The sequence below is a fragment of the Psychrobacter sp. SZ93C1 genome (genome assembly GCF_015864635.1).
GTDB classification, from domain to species: Bacteria; Pseudomonadota; Gammaproteobacteria; order Pseudomonadales; family Moraxellaceae; genus Psychrobacter; species Psychrobacter fozii.
Genome location: NZ_JADYWY010000005.1, coordinates 233,394 through 249,126 on the forward strand (window position 1 = coordinate 233,394; position 15,733 = coordinate 249,126).

Sequence of the window (15,733 nt, forward strand, 5' to 3'; positions counted from 1 at the left end):
GTCAGTAATCAAGATGTAAACGCTCTTGTTTGATTAGATAATAAAAAACCACCGTTAATCAATAACGGTGGTTTTTTTGAAACAGTATTTTATTTAGTCAGCGACTTATTCAATCACTCATTTAGTTAATCACTTAGTGACTAAACCACTCAGCTCACTCATCAACACGGATAATGTAGACAGGCTGATCTGACTGTCTACATCATTAGCATGAAGCTGGTCTAACTTGCTCATCTCTGATGTGACAGATTCCAGATGATCTAAGTGACGTGAGCGCCACTCGCCAAACGCTTGTTTCGCATCTGGTTTAGATAATATGGCATCCATCAACAGACGCAAGCTACGTGACAGCTCATTCATCAATGCATGGCGTGCGCGACGATCCCAGTAATCTTGCTGCGGTAAGGTGGCGATATTGTCCATCATCCAGTCTAACTGCAAGACATGATAGGCTTCGAAGTATAGCGTTGCAATCTCATCAACAGGACGCTCGTACAGCTCTGCCAACAGCGCGGCATCGAGTGCATCCACATGATAAGGTAGCATAGCAAACAACGCAGCATCGCTATTAGACAGATCTTCCTGCATCAGGCTAGTCGTATCTTCTTGCAAGTACGCTGCAAATTGTTGCTCAATGAAACCACCTGGTTTCGTTAGCTTTTCAACACTATCACTAAATCGGCTAATCATATCAGCGACTTGCAAGTCTTGACCAAAGGCATTGATAAACCATACAACACCGCTCTCAAGTGCATCACGCAGACGTAGCTCAAGGTTCAGCAATAACTTAGCATCGACCTGATTGTCCAACGACTCAAGCGTTTTCCAAGCTTTTGACACATCAAAGACATCACGGCTAATCGCATAGCCACGCACGATGGTGGCTAGTGATTGATCGGTTTCTTCGAACAAGCGGAATAATGCTTCGATACCCAAACGGTTGACCACGCTATTGGTCAGATAGGTACTGATAATCTCACGATGTAAGCGATGCTCTGTCATCTCATCAAAGAAGCGCGATGCTAGCTCATCCGGGAAGTACTTACGCAGCTCATTGATGAAGTATGGGTCATCTGGCAAATCAGAAGACAATAAGTTGTCATATACCCACATCTTACCGTAAGCCATCACGACGGCTAACTCAGGATTGGTCAGGCCAGCATTCGATTTTTGACGTTTGGCAATCTCTTCATCTGATGGCAGATATTCGATTGCACGGTCGAGACGTCCTTCGCCTTCTAGCATTTGAATAAAGCGTTGATGATCGCTTAGGTTCGCTGATGCACGAATGTGGCTCAGTTCAATTGCTTGAGGCTGTAAGTAGTTTTGGCGCAGTACCAACTCTGCCACGTTATCGGTCATGCTCTCTAACAGCTCATTGCGCTGCTTTAAGGTCATGTCACCTTGCTCAACCACTTTACCCAATAAGATTTTGATATTGACTTCATGATCCGAGCAGTTAACACCGCCTGAGTTATCAATGGCATCCGTATAAATGCGTCCGCCCGTTTGAGCGTATTCAATACGGCCTTGCTGCGTGAAGCCTAAGTTACCACCTTCACCAATCACCGCACAGCGAAGCTCGTTGCCGTCGATACGTAGTGAGTCATTTGCACGGTCGCCGACATCAGCATGGGTTTCATTGGCGCTTTTGACATAAGTACCGATACCGCCGTTCCAGATGAGATCAACAGGCGATTTCAATAACGCACTGATTAAATCATTAGGTGCGAGACTGTCTTCGTGGATATCAAAGATTTCTTTCATCTCGGCACTGATAGCGATTTTTTTGTCTTGGCGTGAGAATATACCACCACCTTGGCTGATTAATGCTGTTTCATAATCTGCCCATGATGAGCGTGGTAACTCAAACAGACGTGCGCGCTCAGCATAAGAGGCCGCAGTGTCTGGATTAGGATCAATGAAAATATGCAGATGGTTAAAGGCAGCGACCAGCTTGGTATGCGTTGAGAGCAGCATACCGTTACCGAATACATCACCACTCATATCACCAATACCGACGACAGTAAAGTCATCACGGTTTTGGATGTCCATACCGCGCATACGGAAGTGACGTTTGACCGACTCCCAACCACCACGTGCAGTGATACCCATCGCTTTATGGTCATAACCTACTGAACCACCTGAAGCAAAGGCATCATCGAGCCAGAAATTGTACTCTGCTGCTAAGGCGTTGGCGATGTCAGAGAAAGTCGCTGTACCTTTATCGGCTGCGACAACCAAGTATGGATCGTCTTCATCATGTCTGACTGTATTGGCTGGCGGGACAATAACGCCGTCTACGATGTTGTCTGTGACATCGAGCATACCGCGCAAGAACGTCTGATAACAAGCGATACCTTCCGCTTGGAATGCTTCACGACCATCCGCCATGGTTTTGGTTTTGACGATGAATCCACCTTTTGAACCAACAGGCACAATCACTGCGTTTTTCACCATCTGTGCTTTAACTAAGCCCAGTACTTCGGTACGGAAATCTTCCATACGATCTGACCAGCGCAAACCACCACGGGCAACCTTGCCACCGCGTAAATGCACAGCTTCAACACGCGGTGAGTACACAAATATCTCAAACATCGGTTTAGGTTTAGGCAAGTTAGGAATGTCTGCTGCCAAAAACTTAAACGACAAACGATCTTTACGCTGACCGTCTGTATCAGTCTGGTAGAAGTTGGTACGTACCATCGCGTTAATCAAATCTAAGTACCAACGCAGGATACGGTCTTCATCGAGACTGTCTACATCTGCTAGCGCCGCGATAACTTTTTCTTGTACCTGAGCCGTTTGCTGTGTGCGCTCATCTTCATTATATTTCGGATTCATGCGAGCATCAAACAGGCTGACCAGTGCCACACTGATATCGCTGTTTTTTACCACAGTTTGTTGAATGTAGTTACTAGAGAATGGTGCACGAGCTTGCATCATGTAGCGTGATAGTGCTCGTAGTAGTACCACTCCATAAGTATCCAAGTTGGTCGTTAACACCAATTCGTTAAAGGAATCACTTTCAACTTTTCCGGCCCAAATCTGCTTGAGACTGTCTTCGAACTGACCGCGTACCACTTGCATGTTAACGGTATCGACATGTTCTAGCGTCAGCTCATACTCTTGCATCCAAATCGGTTGCTCTGGCAAGTCGAACTCATAGGTCTGTGCTGAAATAACCGACACACCAAAGTTTTCCAGAATTGGCAGGACTTTGGATAAAATAACAGGCTGCTCACGACCGTAGAGTTTTAGATGCAACTGGTTGCTTGCATCACCCGTTGATTGGTACAAGTGCCAAATCATCGGTTGCTCTGCGGTCAATACAGCCAAGCGCTTGGTATCTTCAACCGCTGTACGCGCATCGAAACGCTCTTGATACGCGGCAGGAATGTAGTTCAAAAAGCGACGGTTTAAGGCGTTGGCATGCTGCTCACCGACATTATCAAGCAATACTCTTTGATAGTCATCACTCCATGACTCCATCAACGCTGATAATTTGGCTTCTAGCGCTGTCGTATTGACGTCGTTCACTTGACCAGGCACTGTGCGTACATGGACATGCACACGAGCATGAGCAGATTCATTGAACTCAGTGGTAAATCCTGATGAGGTTCCACCATAAGCATCTTTTAGCACGTTTTGTACTTTGATACGCAGCTCAGTGTTGAACTTATCACGTGGGATGTAGACCAAGCACGAGACAAAACGCTGATAATGATCAATACGGCTGAATAGACGCAAGCTCTTTTTGTCTTGTAACTGGCTAATACCAGATACGATAGGATATAACTCTTCGACACCGGCTTGGAATAAATCATCACGTGGTAACGTGTTAATCACATGCATCATTTTATGATGGGCATGACCGTCACGTGGCAACTCTGCCATGGCCATAATCTTATTGGCTTTTTCACGTAATAGCGGTATTTGCTGTACGGTCAGTTGATATGCTTGTGAGGTCAATAAACCGATGAAACGATATTCACCAACCAGTTTACCATTGTCATCAAACTTATGAATACCCAAAAAGTCCATATATACAGGACGATGCACAGGTGATACACGGCTTGATTTTGATAGCATCAATACGCGTGGTTCAGTCAATAATTGCTTTAACACTTTAGGCAACTGGCTAAAGCTTTCTGACAATTTGTCTTCTTCAGCACCGCGCAGTAAACCAAGACCACTATTGCCAATGGCAAATAAATCTAAATCCACAGAATCGGTATCAACTTCAACGGATTTTCCACCTTCTAGGCGGTATTCGCGATAACCCAAGAATATAAAATGGTCGTCTAATACCCAATCTAAAAACGCTTGAATTTCTTGCTGTGAATAAAATACTTCTGGCAATGGTTTTGTAGACAGCTCTGCTTTAATATCTGTCAGTTTAGATCGCATTTGTGTCCAGTCACCAACGACTGTATCTAGCGTATCGATTTTAGCCAATAGCATTTGTTGTAGCGCGTCCAAATCTTCGTCATTTTGATAAGCAATCTCGCAATGAATCAAAGACAGATGTGAAGTGGCACTTTCATGTGCGCCTTCGATATGCGTAATATCGCCATCACCGTTACGATCAACGCTAACAATGATATTGTAAGTACGATGAATATCGATGCCTTCCGCTTCCAGGCTCATCAAAATTGTGTCAACTAAAAAGGGTCTGTCATAAGCCACAATTTGAATAACGGTGTGCGAGCTGTGAAAATGTTGTTCTTCTGCCTTGGGGTTTAACACAGTCAGTTGTGGATGACTGCCATCATAGGATTTTAGCAAAGTAAAGTGATGTAACGCCATGCCTGCCAAATCAGCATTACTAATGGCTTTTGCCGTTTCTTGGTGGAGCGGCTGGTAATAGCTATGAATAAAATGGTCAAACAACGACTTATCTTTTTGTACATAACTGGTCGCAATATCGCTTATCTGACTGATTCGCTCTGTTGCGATACTAAGAGAGTTTGGCATGTTATTTATCCTTTTTTATAGATCTGGTCTATCTATTATTTATTTGAGTTTATTAATGAGTAACATCACTGGTAGCGCATAAATATATTGAATACTATTGATGCCGCGAGGCAGTATAGCCATTTATACAAATTATTCTAATTTTTTCTTACTTTTTTGAGTTTTTCTCCTATATTTACTACTATATTTCGATGACATGCAGCAATCAGGATATAACGCCATTAATCTAGTGAAGTGTAACGCAACTAGGGCGCTAGCTGAAGTGTGCAACATCATTTCATGAATCAGCAACATGTCGATAACATTTGCTAATGAGATAAAAGTATACTTTTGCTTGTCTTTGTTATTGATTGGCTGCTGGCAAGTGATACTCATGGTAATCAGTACGACTTTTTTGTTAGAATATGCCGGTATATTTGAGAGTGTGTGACTAACTCATTATTAATTTTAATGCTAAGGGCGAGACGTATGATGAATATTTTGGTAATCGGTTCAGGTGGTCGCGAACACGCGCTGGCATGGCAGTGTGCAAAAGACGATAAGGTCAATAATATCTACATCGCTCCTGGTAATGCTGGTACTGCACTTGAACCTAAATGCCAAAACGTAGTCTTAGAATCTACTGATGATAACGCTAGCGAACATAGCGCAGTGATAGCGTTTTGCCAAAACAATGATATCGACATGGTCATCGTTGGACCAGAAGCACCTTTGGTGACTGGTATCGTTGATGCGTGTCGTGATGCTGGCATCAAAGCATGGGGTCCGACAGCATATTGTGCACAACTAGAAGGCTCAAAGACCTTTGCTAAAGAATTTATGGCGCAGAATAATATTCCAACAGCTGCTTATCAAGGTTTTACAGATGCAACAGCAGCCAAAGCTTATATCGATGAGCAAGGTGCACCAATCGTGATTAAGGCTGATGGTTTAGCCGCTGGTAAAGGTGTTATCGTTGCTGAAACGATCGAACAAGCACATGATGCCATCGACGACATGCTAGCAGACAATAAATTTGGTGATGCAGGTAGCCGTGTGGTTATTGAGCAGTTTTTGCAAGGCGAAGAAGCCAGCTTTATTTGCATGGTTGATGGCGACAACATCTTACCGATGGCAACCAGCCAAGATCATAAGCGTGCTTTCGAAGGTGATACAGGGCCAAACACGGGCGGTATGGGCGCATACTCTCCTGCACCAGTCGTCACTCAGGATGTACATGACAAAGTAATGAGTCAAGTCATTCAGCCAGTGGTTGATGCCATGAAAGATGCTGGTCATCCTTATACGGGCTTCTTATATGCTGGTCTTATGATTGATGAAGCAGGCGATCCTTATGTCATCGAATTCAACTGCCGCTTTGGTGATCCGGAGACACAGCCTATCCTGATGCGTTTACAGTCATCAATGGTGGATTTGGTCGCACAAGGGTTAGCCGGTCAATTGCCTAGTGATGCTAAATGGGATGCCCGCCCTGCTCTCGGTATCGTTGTTGCGTCTAAAGGCTATCCAGAAACCTCTTCAAAAGGTGACGTTATCGCTGGCTTGCCAAAGTTAGATAGCAGCAATGATAATGCCGTTAAAGTATTCCATGCGGGTACGGCTTTTTCTAACCCTGACGAAGCCAGCACTGAGAATGAAGTGGTGACCAATGGTGGCCGTGTGTTATGCGTGACTGCGCTAGCAGACAATATCGCTGATGCTCAACAAGCTGCATTGGCCGTAACAGGTGCGATTAGTTTTGATGGTGCACAGTATCGTCGTGACATTGGCCATCATGCCATTGCTCGTGAAAATGCTCAGTAAAGTAAATAACGTTAAATCAGTTAGTCATCTAGCTGGGTAAAATCCTCCTATTCTTTTATTTGACCTAGCAACACGCTAGGTCTTATTTTTGATACAGTTTCATTTTCCAAATAGACCCTAGTATCTTTCTACAAAATGACACCCAATAATTTAGCAAAAATTAAATGTTAACATAAGTATCAAAGAGGTTATTCAACCTTGGTATTATCAACAGACTCATCAACCAGATATGCTTTATATGATACAATTTTACCCCTATGCATCGTATCTCCCTTGTATTGTAGGTTCCTAACCCACAAATCAATACCAACCGGATGAATGATTATATTTATGGCAAATGATACGTCTAAACCTTCTAGCAATAAGCAATCAATCGATAACTTAAAAACCTCAGGGTTTGAGCGTCGAATGTCGATTGCCAAAACTTCCTTAAACATTGGTCGTCGTTGGGCAGGTAATAGCGTGTCTGGCATGTTTTTGAATAAAGAGACGCGTACAGCGCGTAACCAAGCTTTTATGGAAGAACAAGCGAATTATCTTGCGTCAGAGCTTGGTAAGCTAAAAGGTTCTGTCGTAAAGATTGGCCAAATGCTGGCGATTTATGGTGAGCACATTTTGCCACCTGAAATCACACGCGCGCTCCAAACCCTAAATGACGATACGGCCACGTTGTCATGGCCAACGATAGAGCTTACATTACGTCAGTTGTTGGGTAAAAAGTTAGATGAACTAGAAGTTGACACTGTCCCTATTGGCACTGCCTCACTTGCCCAAGTACACCGCGCAACAGTCATCGAAACTGGCGAGCAAGTAGTACTAAAAATCCAATATCCAGGTGTTGCTGATGCTATTAACTCTGACCTTTCTCTATTCAAGCAATTATTGAAAGTTAGCAACATCGTTCCACAAACTCGCTCACTCGATGCATGGTTTGAAGAGATACGTGACCTACTCCATCATGAAGTCGATTATGAAGCAGAAGCATCAACCACAGAACGTTTTTATGAGCGCCTAAGCAACGATCCGCGTTATGTCGTTCCTAAGATTAACCGCAGTTATTCAAAGAAGCGTCTATTATGCATGTCTTATGAGCCAGGTATCACAGTTGTATCTGATGCCCTACAATTACTCCCTCATGAGCGCCGCAATGCCATTGGTCAAGCTGCTATCGAAATCATGATGCAAGAGATTTTTGTTTGGGGTGAAATGCAGACAGATCCAAACTTTGGTAACTATCTAGTTCGAGTCAGTGATGATGAAAACGATACAGATAAATTAGTATTACTAGATTTTGGTGCGATTCGCCAGTTTGATAATAACTTGTTAACCATTGCCCACGGCTTGTTAAAAGCTGGCTATCGTCATAATCATCAAGCGATGAAGCTAGCAATGACTGGTTATGATTTCTTTGATAGCATGAGTGGCAAAGTACGTTCCGATATCGCCTCGCTATTTCTGTTGGCGACAGAGCCATTCAGTGATCCAGCGATGAATCCTGATATTCCGTCCGACTGTCTAGATGAAGGCAACCGCTATATTTGGGCGAATAGTAAGCTGCACTCGCGCCTTTCTACAGAAGCAACGCGAGCAATGCAGTCTTTCGAATTTAACCTACCACCGAAAGAATTTATGTTTATCAGCCGTAAATTCATCGGAGCTTATACTTTTTTGACAGTTTTGGATGCTTATACCGATTCTAATAAGCTCGTTAAACCCTATTTATAGTATCGAATAACTGTCCATTTTTTGGCCGTCACTTTTAGTGACGGCTTTATTTTTAATTAACTCTTCCTGCTTAGGCTATTTTATATTTATTAGTTTTGACTATTCCAGTCCCTCTTCATATTATTTTTACTTAGGCTATTTATCTTCGCTTATATGGCCTACTTGCCATTCATCAAACCTTGTTTTATACCCTTCTGGCTTACGCATGCTGAGCTCCCAACATGTTTCTCCACGCGCTAGATACTTCACTTCAAAATGTGTACGCTGGCTGTCAGTCGCTACTGTATATCGAGTGTTTGGTAAGCACCATACCTTGGTTGCCTGCTGCTCTGCATTATCCATATATGCTTCTATATTGGTTACGAGCACTACCTCGCCGCCTACCTGCAAACGTGACAATAGAAACTCAAAAAATGGCATATTTAACCACTGTTGATTGGGATTATGCTGTTCAGGATTGGGATAAAGAATAAAGATTTTTGCCAAACTGTTCGGCTTGATAGCGTGCACTGTCCATGCAATGGCATCAGCATGAATCGCATCTAGGTTCGGTGAAGCTTGGAGTGCCTCTAGTTTGGCAAATGCTTCGAATTTGTTGCGTGTACGCTCAATTGCTATCAAATGTTTATCAGAATTTTGTGCTGCAAAACCAAGCGCATGCTTGCCCTTCCCGGCACCAATCTCTAATAACAAAGGCAGATTGTTTTCGTTTTCACCAATGATATTTGGCAAGATAAAGTCACGCGGTGCTGAGAGTCTCTGTGGTTGAAATGCACGCTCTTGCTGATGCGTAAGCTCGATATTGTCAGTCATTTACTATCCTTAAAGTATTTGTCTTTTGCCATTATTCGGCTGCATGCTATTATATAGTCAATCCGCTGCAATAGTAATATGACGATAGCTAGCAATGCTAAAACCGTCTATTAATCATCACGTAGGCAAACCTACTAACTGTCATTCACTATTAATAATTCAAATAAATCGAGGATGCTTTTACTCTTATTATGACTGACCCTACCCCCAACACATCACCCAAGACCTATCCGTGCCCACGCTGCGGCACCCAAACAGCATGGCAGGATAATAAATATAAGCCGTTTTGTAGTAGTCAATGCAAACTTATCGACTTAGGTTCATGGGCAAATGAAGACTATACTTTGCCTGCGGAAACCACGCCATTCTCTGACGAGCTATAACCAATCACTTTTCTTTTTACTCACTGTTCCTCTTAAGGATGTTTTATATGTCTGCTACTTACCTGATGCCCACTTATAACCGCCAGCCAATCAACTTTACGCGTGGTTCGGGCAGTTGGTTATATACCAAAGATGATACTCCTTATTTAGACGCACTCACTGGCATTGCTGTCTGCGGATTGGGCCATTGCCATCCACAGGTGACCGATGCTATTCAACAGCAAGCAGCGACTCTAGTGCATACCAGCAATCTATTCGGTATTGACTGGCAGGAGCGTGCAGGAGAGATTCTGTGTACAGCAGCTCGAATGGATAGCGTGTTTTTTGCCAATAGTGGTGCTGAAGCAAATGAGGCAGCATTAAAACTGGCAAGACTATACGCACATAAGCAAGGTTTTAAACGTCCAAAAGTTATCGTAATGGAACAATCATTTCACGGCCGTACATTGCTGTCGTTGTCTGCCACTGCCAATCCAAAGGCGCGTGAAGGCTTTTACACATTAGATGATGACTTTATTCGTGTTCCATTTGGTGATATCTCAGCTGTTAAACAAGCGGCACAAGACCATGATGACATTTGCGCTATCTTTGTAGAGCCTATACAAGGTGAAGGTGGTTTGAACACCGCTGCCAACGGGTTTACGTATCTTGAAGAGATACAAGCAGAGTGTGAAGCTAACAACTGGCTATTTATGTTAGATGAAGTACAGACAGGTAACGGCCGTACTGGTAAGTATTTCGCTTATCAACACAGCAATGCGCGTCCTGATGTATTGACAACAGCTAAAGGCTTGGGCAATGGTTTCCCAGTGGGAGCCTGTATGGTACGTGGACGTGCTAATGGTTTATTTGGTGCAGGTAGCCACGGCTCAACGTATGGTGGCACGCCATTAGCAAGCCGCGTGGTGCATACTGTCTATGATGTACTCGGCAACAGTGACATCATGGAAAACGCAGTTACTGAAGGGCTATTCATTCGAGAGACGCTAGTCGATGCACTGGGACAACACGGCGTGAGCAGTCGCGGTGCAGGGATGATGATTGGTATCGCCTTGCCTGAAGACATGGATTGTAGTCAGCTCGTAGATCGTGCACGTGATGAGCAAAAGCTAATCATCAACGTTACTGGTGGCCATGTGATACGTTTGCTACCGCCGCTGAATATGAGCCGAGATGAGAGCACACAAGTGGTTGAATGCTTGGTTGATTTATTACAACCGTCTTTTTAGGGCGTGACTGATAAATACCATAGTTAATTCACAATCATTTGAATATGTGCAAGTCAGATTAGCAAAAGCACTATAGATGACAGACTAAGCGATAAGGCTCTTCATACTCTATTCAGTTGATATAGAACTGAGAACCATAAAAAAACCTATAGATAGTTATATCTATAGGCTTTTTGCTGACTGCTAATCACTGAACTTCTAGCATGTCATTAAGTTACCACTTAAGACTTAATTGGCATGAAAGTACTTTTTCAAAACTTCTAAACAGCGAGTTATTTTAGCGGGTTGCTGTTCACCATTTAAGGTAACTGCATATAGCACAAAACTTGGTAACTGATAACCAGTTAAAACTTCAACCAACTCACCACTCTCAAGCTCTTTCTTGATATCCATTTCCAACATTCTAACCAAACCATGACCTTCTTTGGCCAAAGTGGTTGCCATAAAGACATTGTTGGTATAAATGCGTGAGTTCATTTTTGTACGGGTTTTTTTACCCGTTTCAGTTTGAACCAAATCAATTTGATTAGCATCTTTCATGATTTCAATACAAATCAGCTGGTGATCTACCAAATCTTTAGGCGTCTGTAACTTGGTATGTTGACGTAGATATTGCGGCGAAGCAACAAGCATTTGGCGCACGTCTGTCAAAGGATGACTGCTCAGACTAGAATCATTCATCGATGGGCTCATCCGTATCGCTATATCGATACGCGCGTCAATCATATCGACATAATGATTGTCTGCTAAGTATGTGATGCTCAGATCATCGTGTGCTGCCATCCACGTGGATAGTGCTGGCAAAATATGGTTCACACCCAGTTCGGGCGTCGTAGCCACGCGTAAGCTGCCTGCTAACTCATCACGCAGTTGATTGACCTTGATTCGGCCTTGTTCAGCCGCACTCACCACATCTTTTGCGGCCTCGTAAAAACTTTCACCCGCTTCTGTTAAGCTCAGCTTACGGGTTGAGCGATGTAATAGCACCACACCTAAATCATTTTCTAATGATCTGATTTGCTGACTCACTGCACTAGTGGTAATACCTAGCTCACGAGCTGAGCCACTAAAAGAACCATGTCCGACCACACTGGCAAACACAGCCATACCGCGTAAATTATCCAACATACTTTCACCTAAGCTACATTTCAATTTTTAATATAACTTAACCACTATAACGAATTTTTAATTTCCTTATAGTAATTAAGCATACTTCTATTATTCGGATTTATCCATTTTATAAGCAATAAAAGTAAAAACATCAAGACGATAGTACAATATCACCTTGATGTTTTGTGTAGTAATTGCGTCTGACAACTATATAGAACTTTAAATAATTTTAACAATATTTTTTCTGACTGCTTAATACAAATGTACTTTACCCATCCTTCCTTCACCACGCTCAGTTAGGTATTGCATCACTGGAGTATTTAGCAGTTTTGACTCTGCTACAGCCTTAGCTTGTACTAAGCGTTTTTGTTGACGACGTTCAGGTGTTTTATCTTCAGCCATCATGACGCTACCATCAATTTTCAGGTCAATATCTGCATGAGTAAACTGCTGTTGCAATTTAGCTGCTAACTGTTGAAAAGTCGTTTGTAAGTGACGACTATCCACACTGGTCACAAAGACTGCCTTACCATCACATAAGCCTGTCATCATGCCTTGACGAGCAAGCGCCAACTCATCTTGGGCCAAGACATCTGCCTCACGAGCCGTCTGTAACCAATAATCCCATTTCTCTGGTGTCCACTCACCCATAAGCTCTTGTGTCGGGCAACGTAGTAAGGTACGAGGATCATCAATGTGTGAGGTTAACTGAGAATTATTTACGCCCGGCTCAACAACTGGTTCAGGCTCAACAACTGGTTCAGGCTCAACAACTGGTTCAGGCTCAACAACTGGTTCAGGCTCAACAACTGGTTCAGGCTCAACAACTGGTTCAGGCTCAACAACTGGTTCAGGCTGTGCTAGGTTTTCATCATAACTGCTGCTTTGGAGATCATTATAATCTTGTGCTTCATAATCCACATCATATGACTGTAATGGCGGTGCTGAAGCTTCATGCGTGACAGCACCTGTAGACGGTATAGAAGTAACTATTTCTACAGCTGATATTTCTGTAGAGGATACCTCACTGTCGTAAGTGTTGCTCAGTACTTCATCGACTGGCAACGGACGAAAGGCCAGTAAACGTAGAATACACATCTCAAGCGCTTGCATAGGTGTGCTAGCAAGCTTCACGCCTTCACGTGCTTGTACCACGATTTCATAGTAAAGTTGCAACACATCTGGACTAATATGCCGCGCCAGTACAGTAATATTCTGTGCCTGCGCTTCATTTACATTTAACGCGACTTCAGGTAATAACTGTGTCAATGCCAACTGGTGAAGTAGCTCAGCGAGCCCATCAAACATACTGGTGGCATCAACCATCTGTGCACGCATTTGCTCAATATGAGCAGCAACAGCAGACTTATCATGGTTATAAATATCTGTAATCAAACTGACCAAATCAGCAGCATCAATCAGACCAAGCATTGCATTAACAGTAACGTCGTCGAGCGCGCCCTGACCAAAAGCGATCGCCTGATCGGTCAACGACAACGCATCACGTACTGAGCCTTTAGCCGCACTTGCCAACTGCCACAGTGCTGGCTGCGTATACCCAACTTGCTCTTGGGTAAGAATATTCGCCAAGTGTTCGCTCAGCAATGTCTGTGGTAATGGACGCAGCACAAACTGTAAACAGCGCGAGATAATAGTGATTGGTAGCTTTTGTGGATCCGTCGTCGCTAGCAAAAACTTTACGTGCTCAGGTGGCTCTTCTAGTGTCTTAAGTAGCGCATTAAAACTGTGCGTAGACAGCATATGCACTTCATCAATCAGATAAACCTTATAGCGACCCTGACTTGGCGCATAGGGTACGTTATCAAGCAGCTCGCGTGTGTCTTCAACCTTAGTGCGAGACGCGGCATCGATTTCGATAAGATCAATAAACCGTCCTTGATCAATGGCCACGCAATTATCACACATACCGCAAGGCGTACTGGTGATACCCATGTCACAATTCAAACACTTGGACAAAATACGCGCAATCGTCGTCTTACCCACACCGCGCGTCCCAGTAAAGAGATACGCATGATGCAGGCGATTATAATCAATCGCATTAATCAGCGCTTGCGAGACATGTGTTTGCCCAATCAACTCGTGAAAGTTTTTGGGGCGATATTTTCGAGCTAAAACTTGATATTGCTGCGTCATAGTAAATGCCAGTATAGGTAATACAAGTAGTATAAATAGAGATAGCGAATTAGATTCAGACTGAGGACACGCCCTAGCGTCTGTTCACTGTAATGTGGATACCAGAAAGGCGAGTAAAGATACGATAAATCGTAACTCGTTTATCAAAGAAACAATGTCAGGCGAACCTGACACTTTCTTTGATAGAGATAAGGTTGGCTATAATTGCGCTTGAAGTTGTGCCAACCGTTCGTGTAAACGCTGAGTATTTACATCAATAAATGCGCCTGTTTGATGAAAAATATCTAAGTACACCTCAGTGTTTACGCTGTCTTCACAAGCTCTAAATTCTACGCCAATCAAAAACAGATCATCCATCACTGGCGTTTGCATCTGAGCATTGAGATCCGATAACAAATCTTGATGAGACAAACGAACCTTCTCTGCACTCAACGAGCTACTATCATCTTGCGCATAAAACACCATAAGATAATGACGTCCAAAGATATGATAAGAGTGCTCATGACGAACATAACCATTCCAGCGTGAATCTTGGTCAACCATTCTATATGCTAGTATTTTTTCTACTAGACAGGCATAGGTATACATCGACTCATCTGCCAAAATATCGACTTGCGCAGTAGGCAGTGATTGTCCCGCTTCACGATAACGCTTGAGCAAGCTATTGAATAGCTTATACCACATTCGAGTATTTCTTTGAATCTCAGCCATCAATGCATTGGCAAATTCTACCTGATTGGGTTCTACTGCTTTAAGTAAGCGTGGCTCGATTTGATCGATTAGCTCGCCATCAAGCAGCTGCTCTTGAACGCTAAGAGCCCTGTAGTGAAAATCAGGAGATTGTAAAAACAGTTTCAGGAGTGTCGATTCATTTTTGAACGATACAAAACTTGTCAATTGATCACGGTGAAAACTTAAAAACGTCGTCAGATCACTTGGTGTAGCCAATTGACTGAGTATCTTGGCAAAGTTTCGATGACTAAATATTTGCAAGACACTCTGTTCATCATCCAAGTCTAAAACACAATCTTCAGCAAAAAACTGACTGCCATATTCATAATCAATAGTATAAGAGGATAAGCCTAGTTTTTCGTCTTGATGTTCGATGGATATTGAGGTTAAGCCAACAAAATAAATGGATTTGCCATCTTTCGATATACTGCCATCAACCATCAACTTATCATTTTTCTGATAAAGCTGAGTGTGACGTTTGATTAATTTATTAACAATCTCTTTTTTCCACTCGCGAACTTTGTCACTATCGACATCTTGCTTATCCGCTTCCGTTGTCACATCATTGACAACCAAGTAGATAATGGCACTAGAAAACTCAAAAACAAAATCGTAACCCTGAAACTTTTCAGGATCAGCGTTTGCTTTATCATCAGGTAGTTCATACAATGATAAAGAAAATTGTTGAATCATCTGTCGCCATAGTGAAGGCGATGCTTGCTGAGTATCCATAACGCTCCTATAAATGAAGTCTCATAAAAAAGCTTACACCCGTTTCATTGAAAGAAGTAAAAGCTTTTTATATTT

General features: G+C 43.0%; 9 protein-coding genes. 4 read left to right on the plus strand and 5 right to left on the minus strand.

The window, feature by feature from the left end:
* Nucleotides 1-129: 129 nt before the first annotated feature.
* A complete protein-coding gene (locus tag I6E83_RS08675) occupies nucleotides 130-4,977 on the minus strand; it encodes an NAD-glutamate dehydrogenase (protein WP_197101187.1) in 4,848 nt (1,615 codons plus the stop codon).
* Nucleotides 4,978-5,448: 471 nt separating this feature from the next.
* Between I6E83_RS08675 and purD the strand changes: the two genes are divergently transcribed.
* Both purD and I6E83_RS08685 read left to right on the plus strand, forming a co-directional pair.
* The gene (gene purD, locus I6E83_RS08680) at nucleotides 5,449-6,780 is read left to right on the plus strand and encodes a phosphoribosylamine--glycine ligase (protein ID WP_197101241.1); all 1,332 of its coding nucleotides are present in this window, start codon (nucleotides 5,449-5,451) and stop codon (nucleotides 6,778-6,780) included.
* Between the two features lie 330 nt (nucleotides 6,781-7,110).
* Nucleotides 7,111-8,505, plus strand: a complete 1,395-nt coding sequence (locus tag I6E83_RS08685) for an ABC1 kinase family protein (RefSeq protein WP_197101189.1) — start codon at nucleotides 7,111-7,113, stop codon at nucleotides 8,503-8,505.
* A 135-nt stretch (nucleotides 8,506-8,640) separates the two neighbouring features.
* Here I6E83_RS08685 and I6E83_RS08690 read toward each other — a convergent pair whose 3' ends face one another.
* Entirely contained in the window at nucleotides 8,641-9,318 is a 678-nt protein-coding gene (locus I6E83_RS08690; protein ID WP_197101191.1) for an SAM-dependent methyltransferase, read from the minus strand.
* Nucleotides 9,319-9,509: 191 nt separating this feature from the next.
* On the opposite strand from I6E83_RS08690, the gene I6E83_RS08695 reads away from it, so the two are divergent.
* Nucleotides 9,510-9,701 carry a DNA gyrase inhibitor YacG gene (locus tag I6E83_RS08695; RefSeq protein ID WP_197101193.1) on the plus strand — a complete coding sequence of 64 codons (192 nt, stop codon included), beginning with the start codon at nucleotides 9,510-9,512 and terminating at the stop codon, nucleotides 9,699-9,701.
* Between the two features lie 47 nt (nucleotides 9,702-9,748).
* Entirely contained in the window at nucleotides 9,749-10,930 is a 1,182-nt protein-coding gene (locus I6E83_RS08700) for an aspartate aminotransferase family protein (protein WP_197101194.1), read from the plus strand.
* 228 nt (nucleotides 10,931-11,158) lie between these two features.
* On the opposite strand, the gene I6E83_RS08705 is transcribed toward I6E83_RS08700, so the two are convergent.
* The 3 genes from I6E83_RS08705 to I6E83_RS08715 form a co-directional block, all read right to left on the minus strand.
* Nucleotides 11,159-12,058 carry a LysR family transcriptional regulator gene (locus I6E83_RS08705; RefSeq protein ID WP_197101196.1) on the minus strand — a complete coding sequence of 300 codons (900 nt, stop codon included), beginning with the start codon at nucleotides 12,056-12,058 and terminating at the stop codon, nucleotides 11,159-11,161.
* A 234-nt stretch (nucleotides 12,059-12,292) separates the two neighbouring features.
* Nucleotides 12,293-14,194: a DNA polymerase III subunit gamma/tau gene (gene dnaX, locus I6E83_RS08710; protein ID WP_197101198.1), complete on the minus strand. Its 1,902-nt coding sequence runs from the start codon at nucleotides 14,192-14,194 to the stop codon at nucleotides 12,293-12,295.
* Between the two features lie 198 nt (nucleotides 14,195-14,392).
* Nucleotides 14,393-15,658 (minus strand): hypothetical protein, encoded by a 1,266-nt coding sequence (locus I6E83_RS08715; protein WP_197101200.1) that lies wholly within the window; start codon nucleotides 15,656-15,658, stop codon nucleotides 14,393-14,395.
* Between the last annotated feature and the right edge of the window lie 75 nt (nucleotides 15,659-15,733).

Coding starts and splice junctions, on each gene's coding strand:
- I6E83_RS08675 (WP_197101187.1), bottom strand. CDS start 4,977: ATGCCAAACTCTCTTAGTATCGCAACAGAGCGAATCAGTCAGATAAGC.
- purD (WP_197101241.1), top strand. CDS start 5,449: ATGAATATTTTGGTAATCGGTTCAGGTGGTCGCGAACACGCGCTGGCA.
- I6E83_RS08685 (WP_197101189.1), top strand. CDS start 7,111: ATGGCAAATGATACGTCTAAACCTTCTAGCAATAAGCAATCAATCGAT.
- I6E83_RS08690 (WP_197101191.1), bottom strand. CDS start 9,318: ATGACTGACAATATCGAGCTTACGCATCAGCAAGAGCGTGCATTTCAA.
- I6E83_RS08695 (WP_197101193.1), top strand. CDS start 9,510: ATGACTGACCCTACCCCCAACACATCACCCAAGACCTATCCGTGCCCA.
- I6E83_RS08700 (WP_197101194.1), top strand. CDS start 9,749: ATGTCTGCTACTTACCTGATGCCCACTTATAACCGCCAGCCAATCAAC.
- I6E83_RS08705 (WP_197101196.1), bottom strand. CDS start 12,058: ATGTTGGATAATTTACGCGGTATGGCTGTGTTTGCCAGTGTGGTCGGA.
- dnaX (WP_197101198.1), bottom strand. CDS start 14,194: ATGACGCAGCAATATCAAGTTTTAGCTCGAAAATATCGCCCCAAAAAC.
- I6E83_RS08715 (WP_197101200.1), bottom strand. CDS start 15,658: ATGGATACTCAGCAAGCATCGCCTTCACTATGGCGACAGATGATTCAA.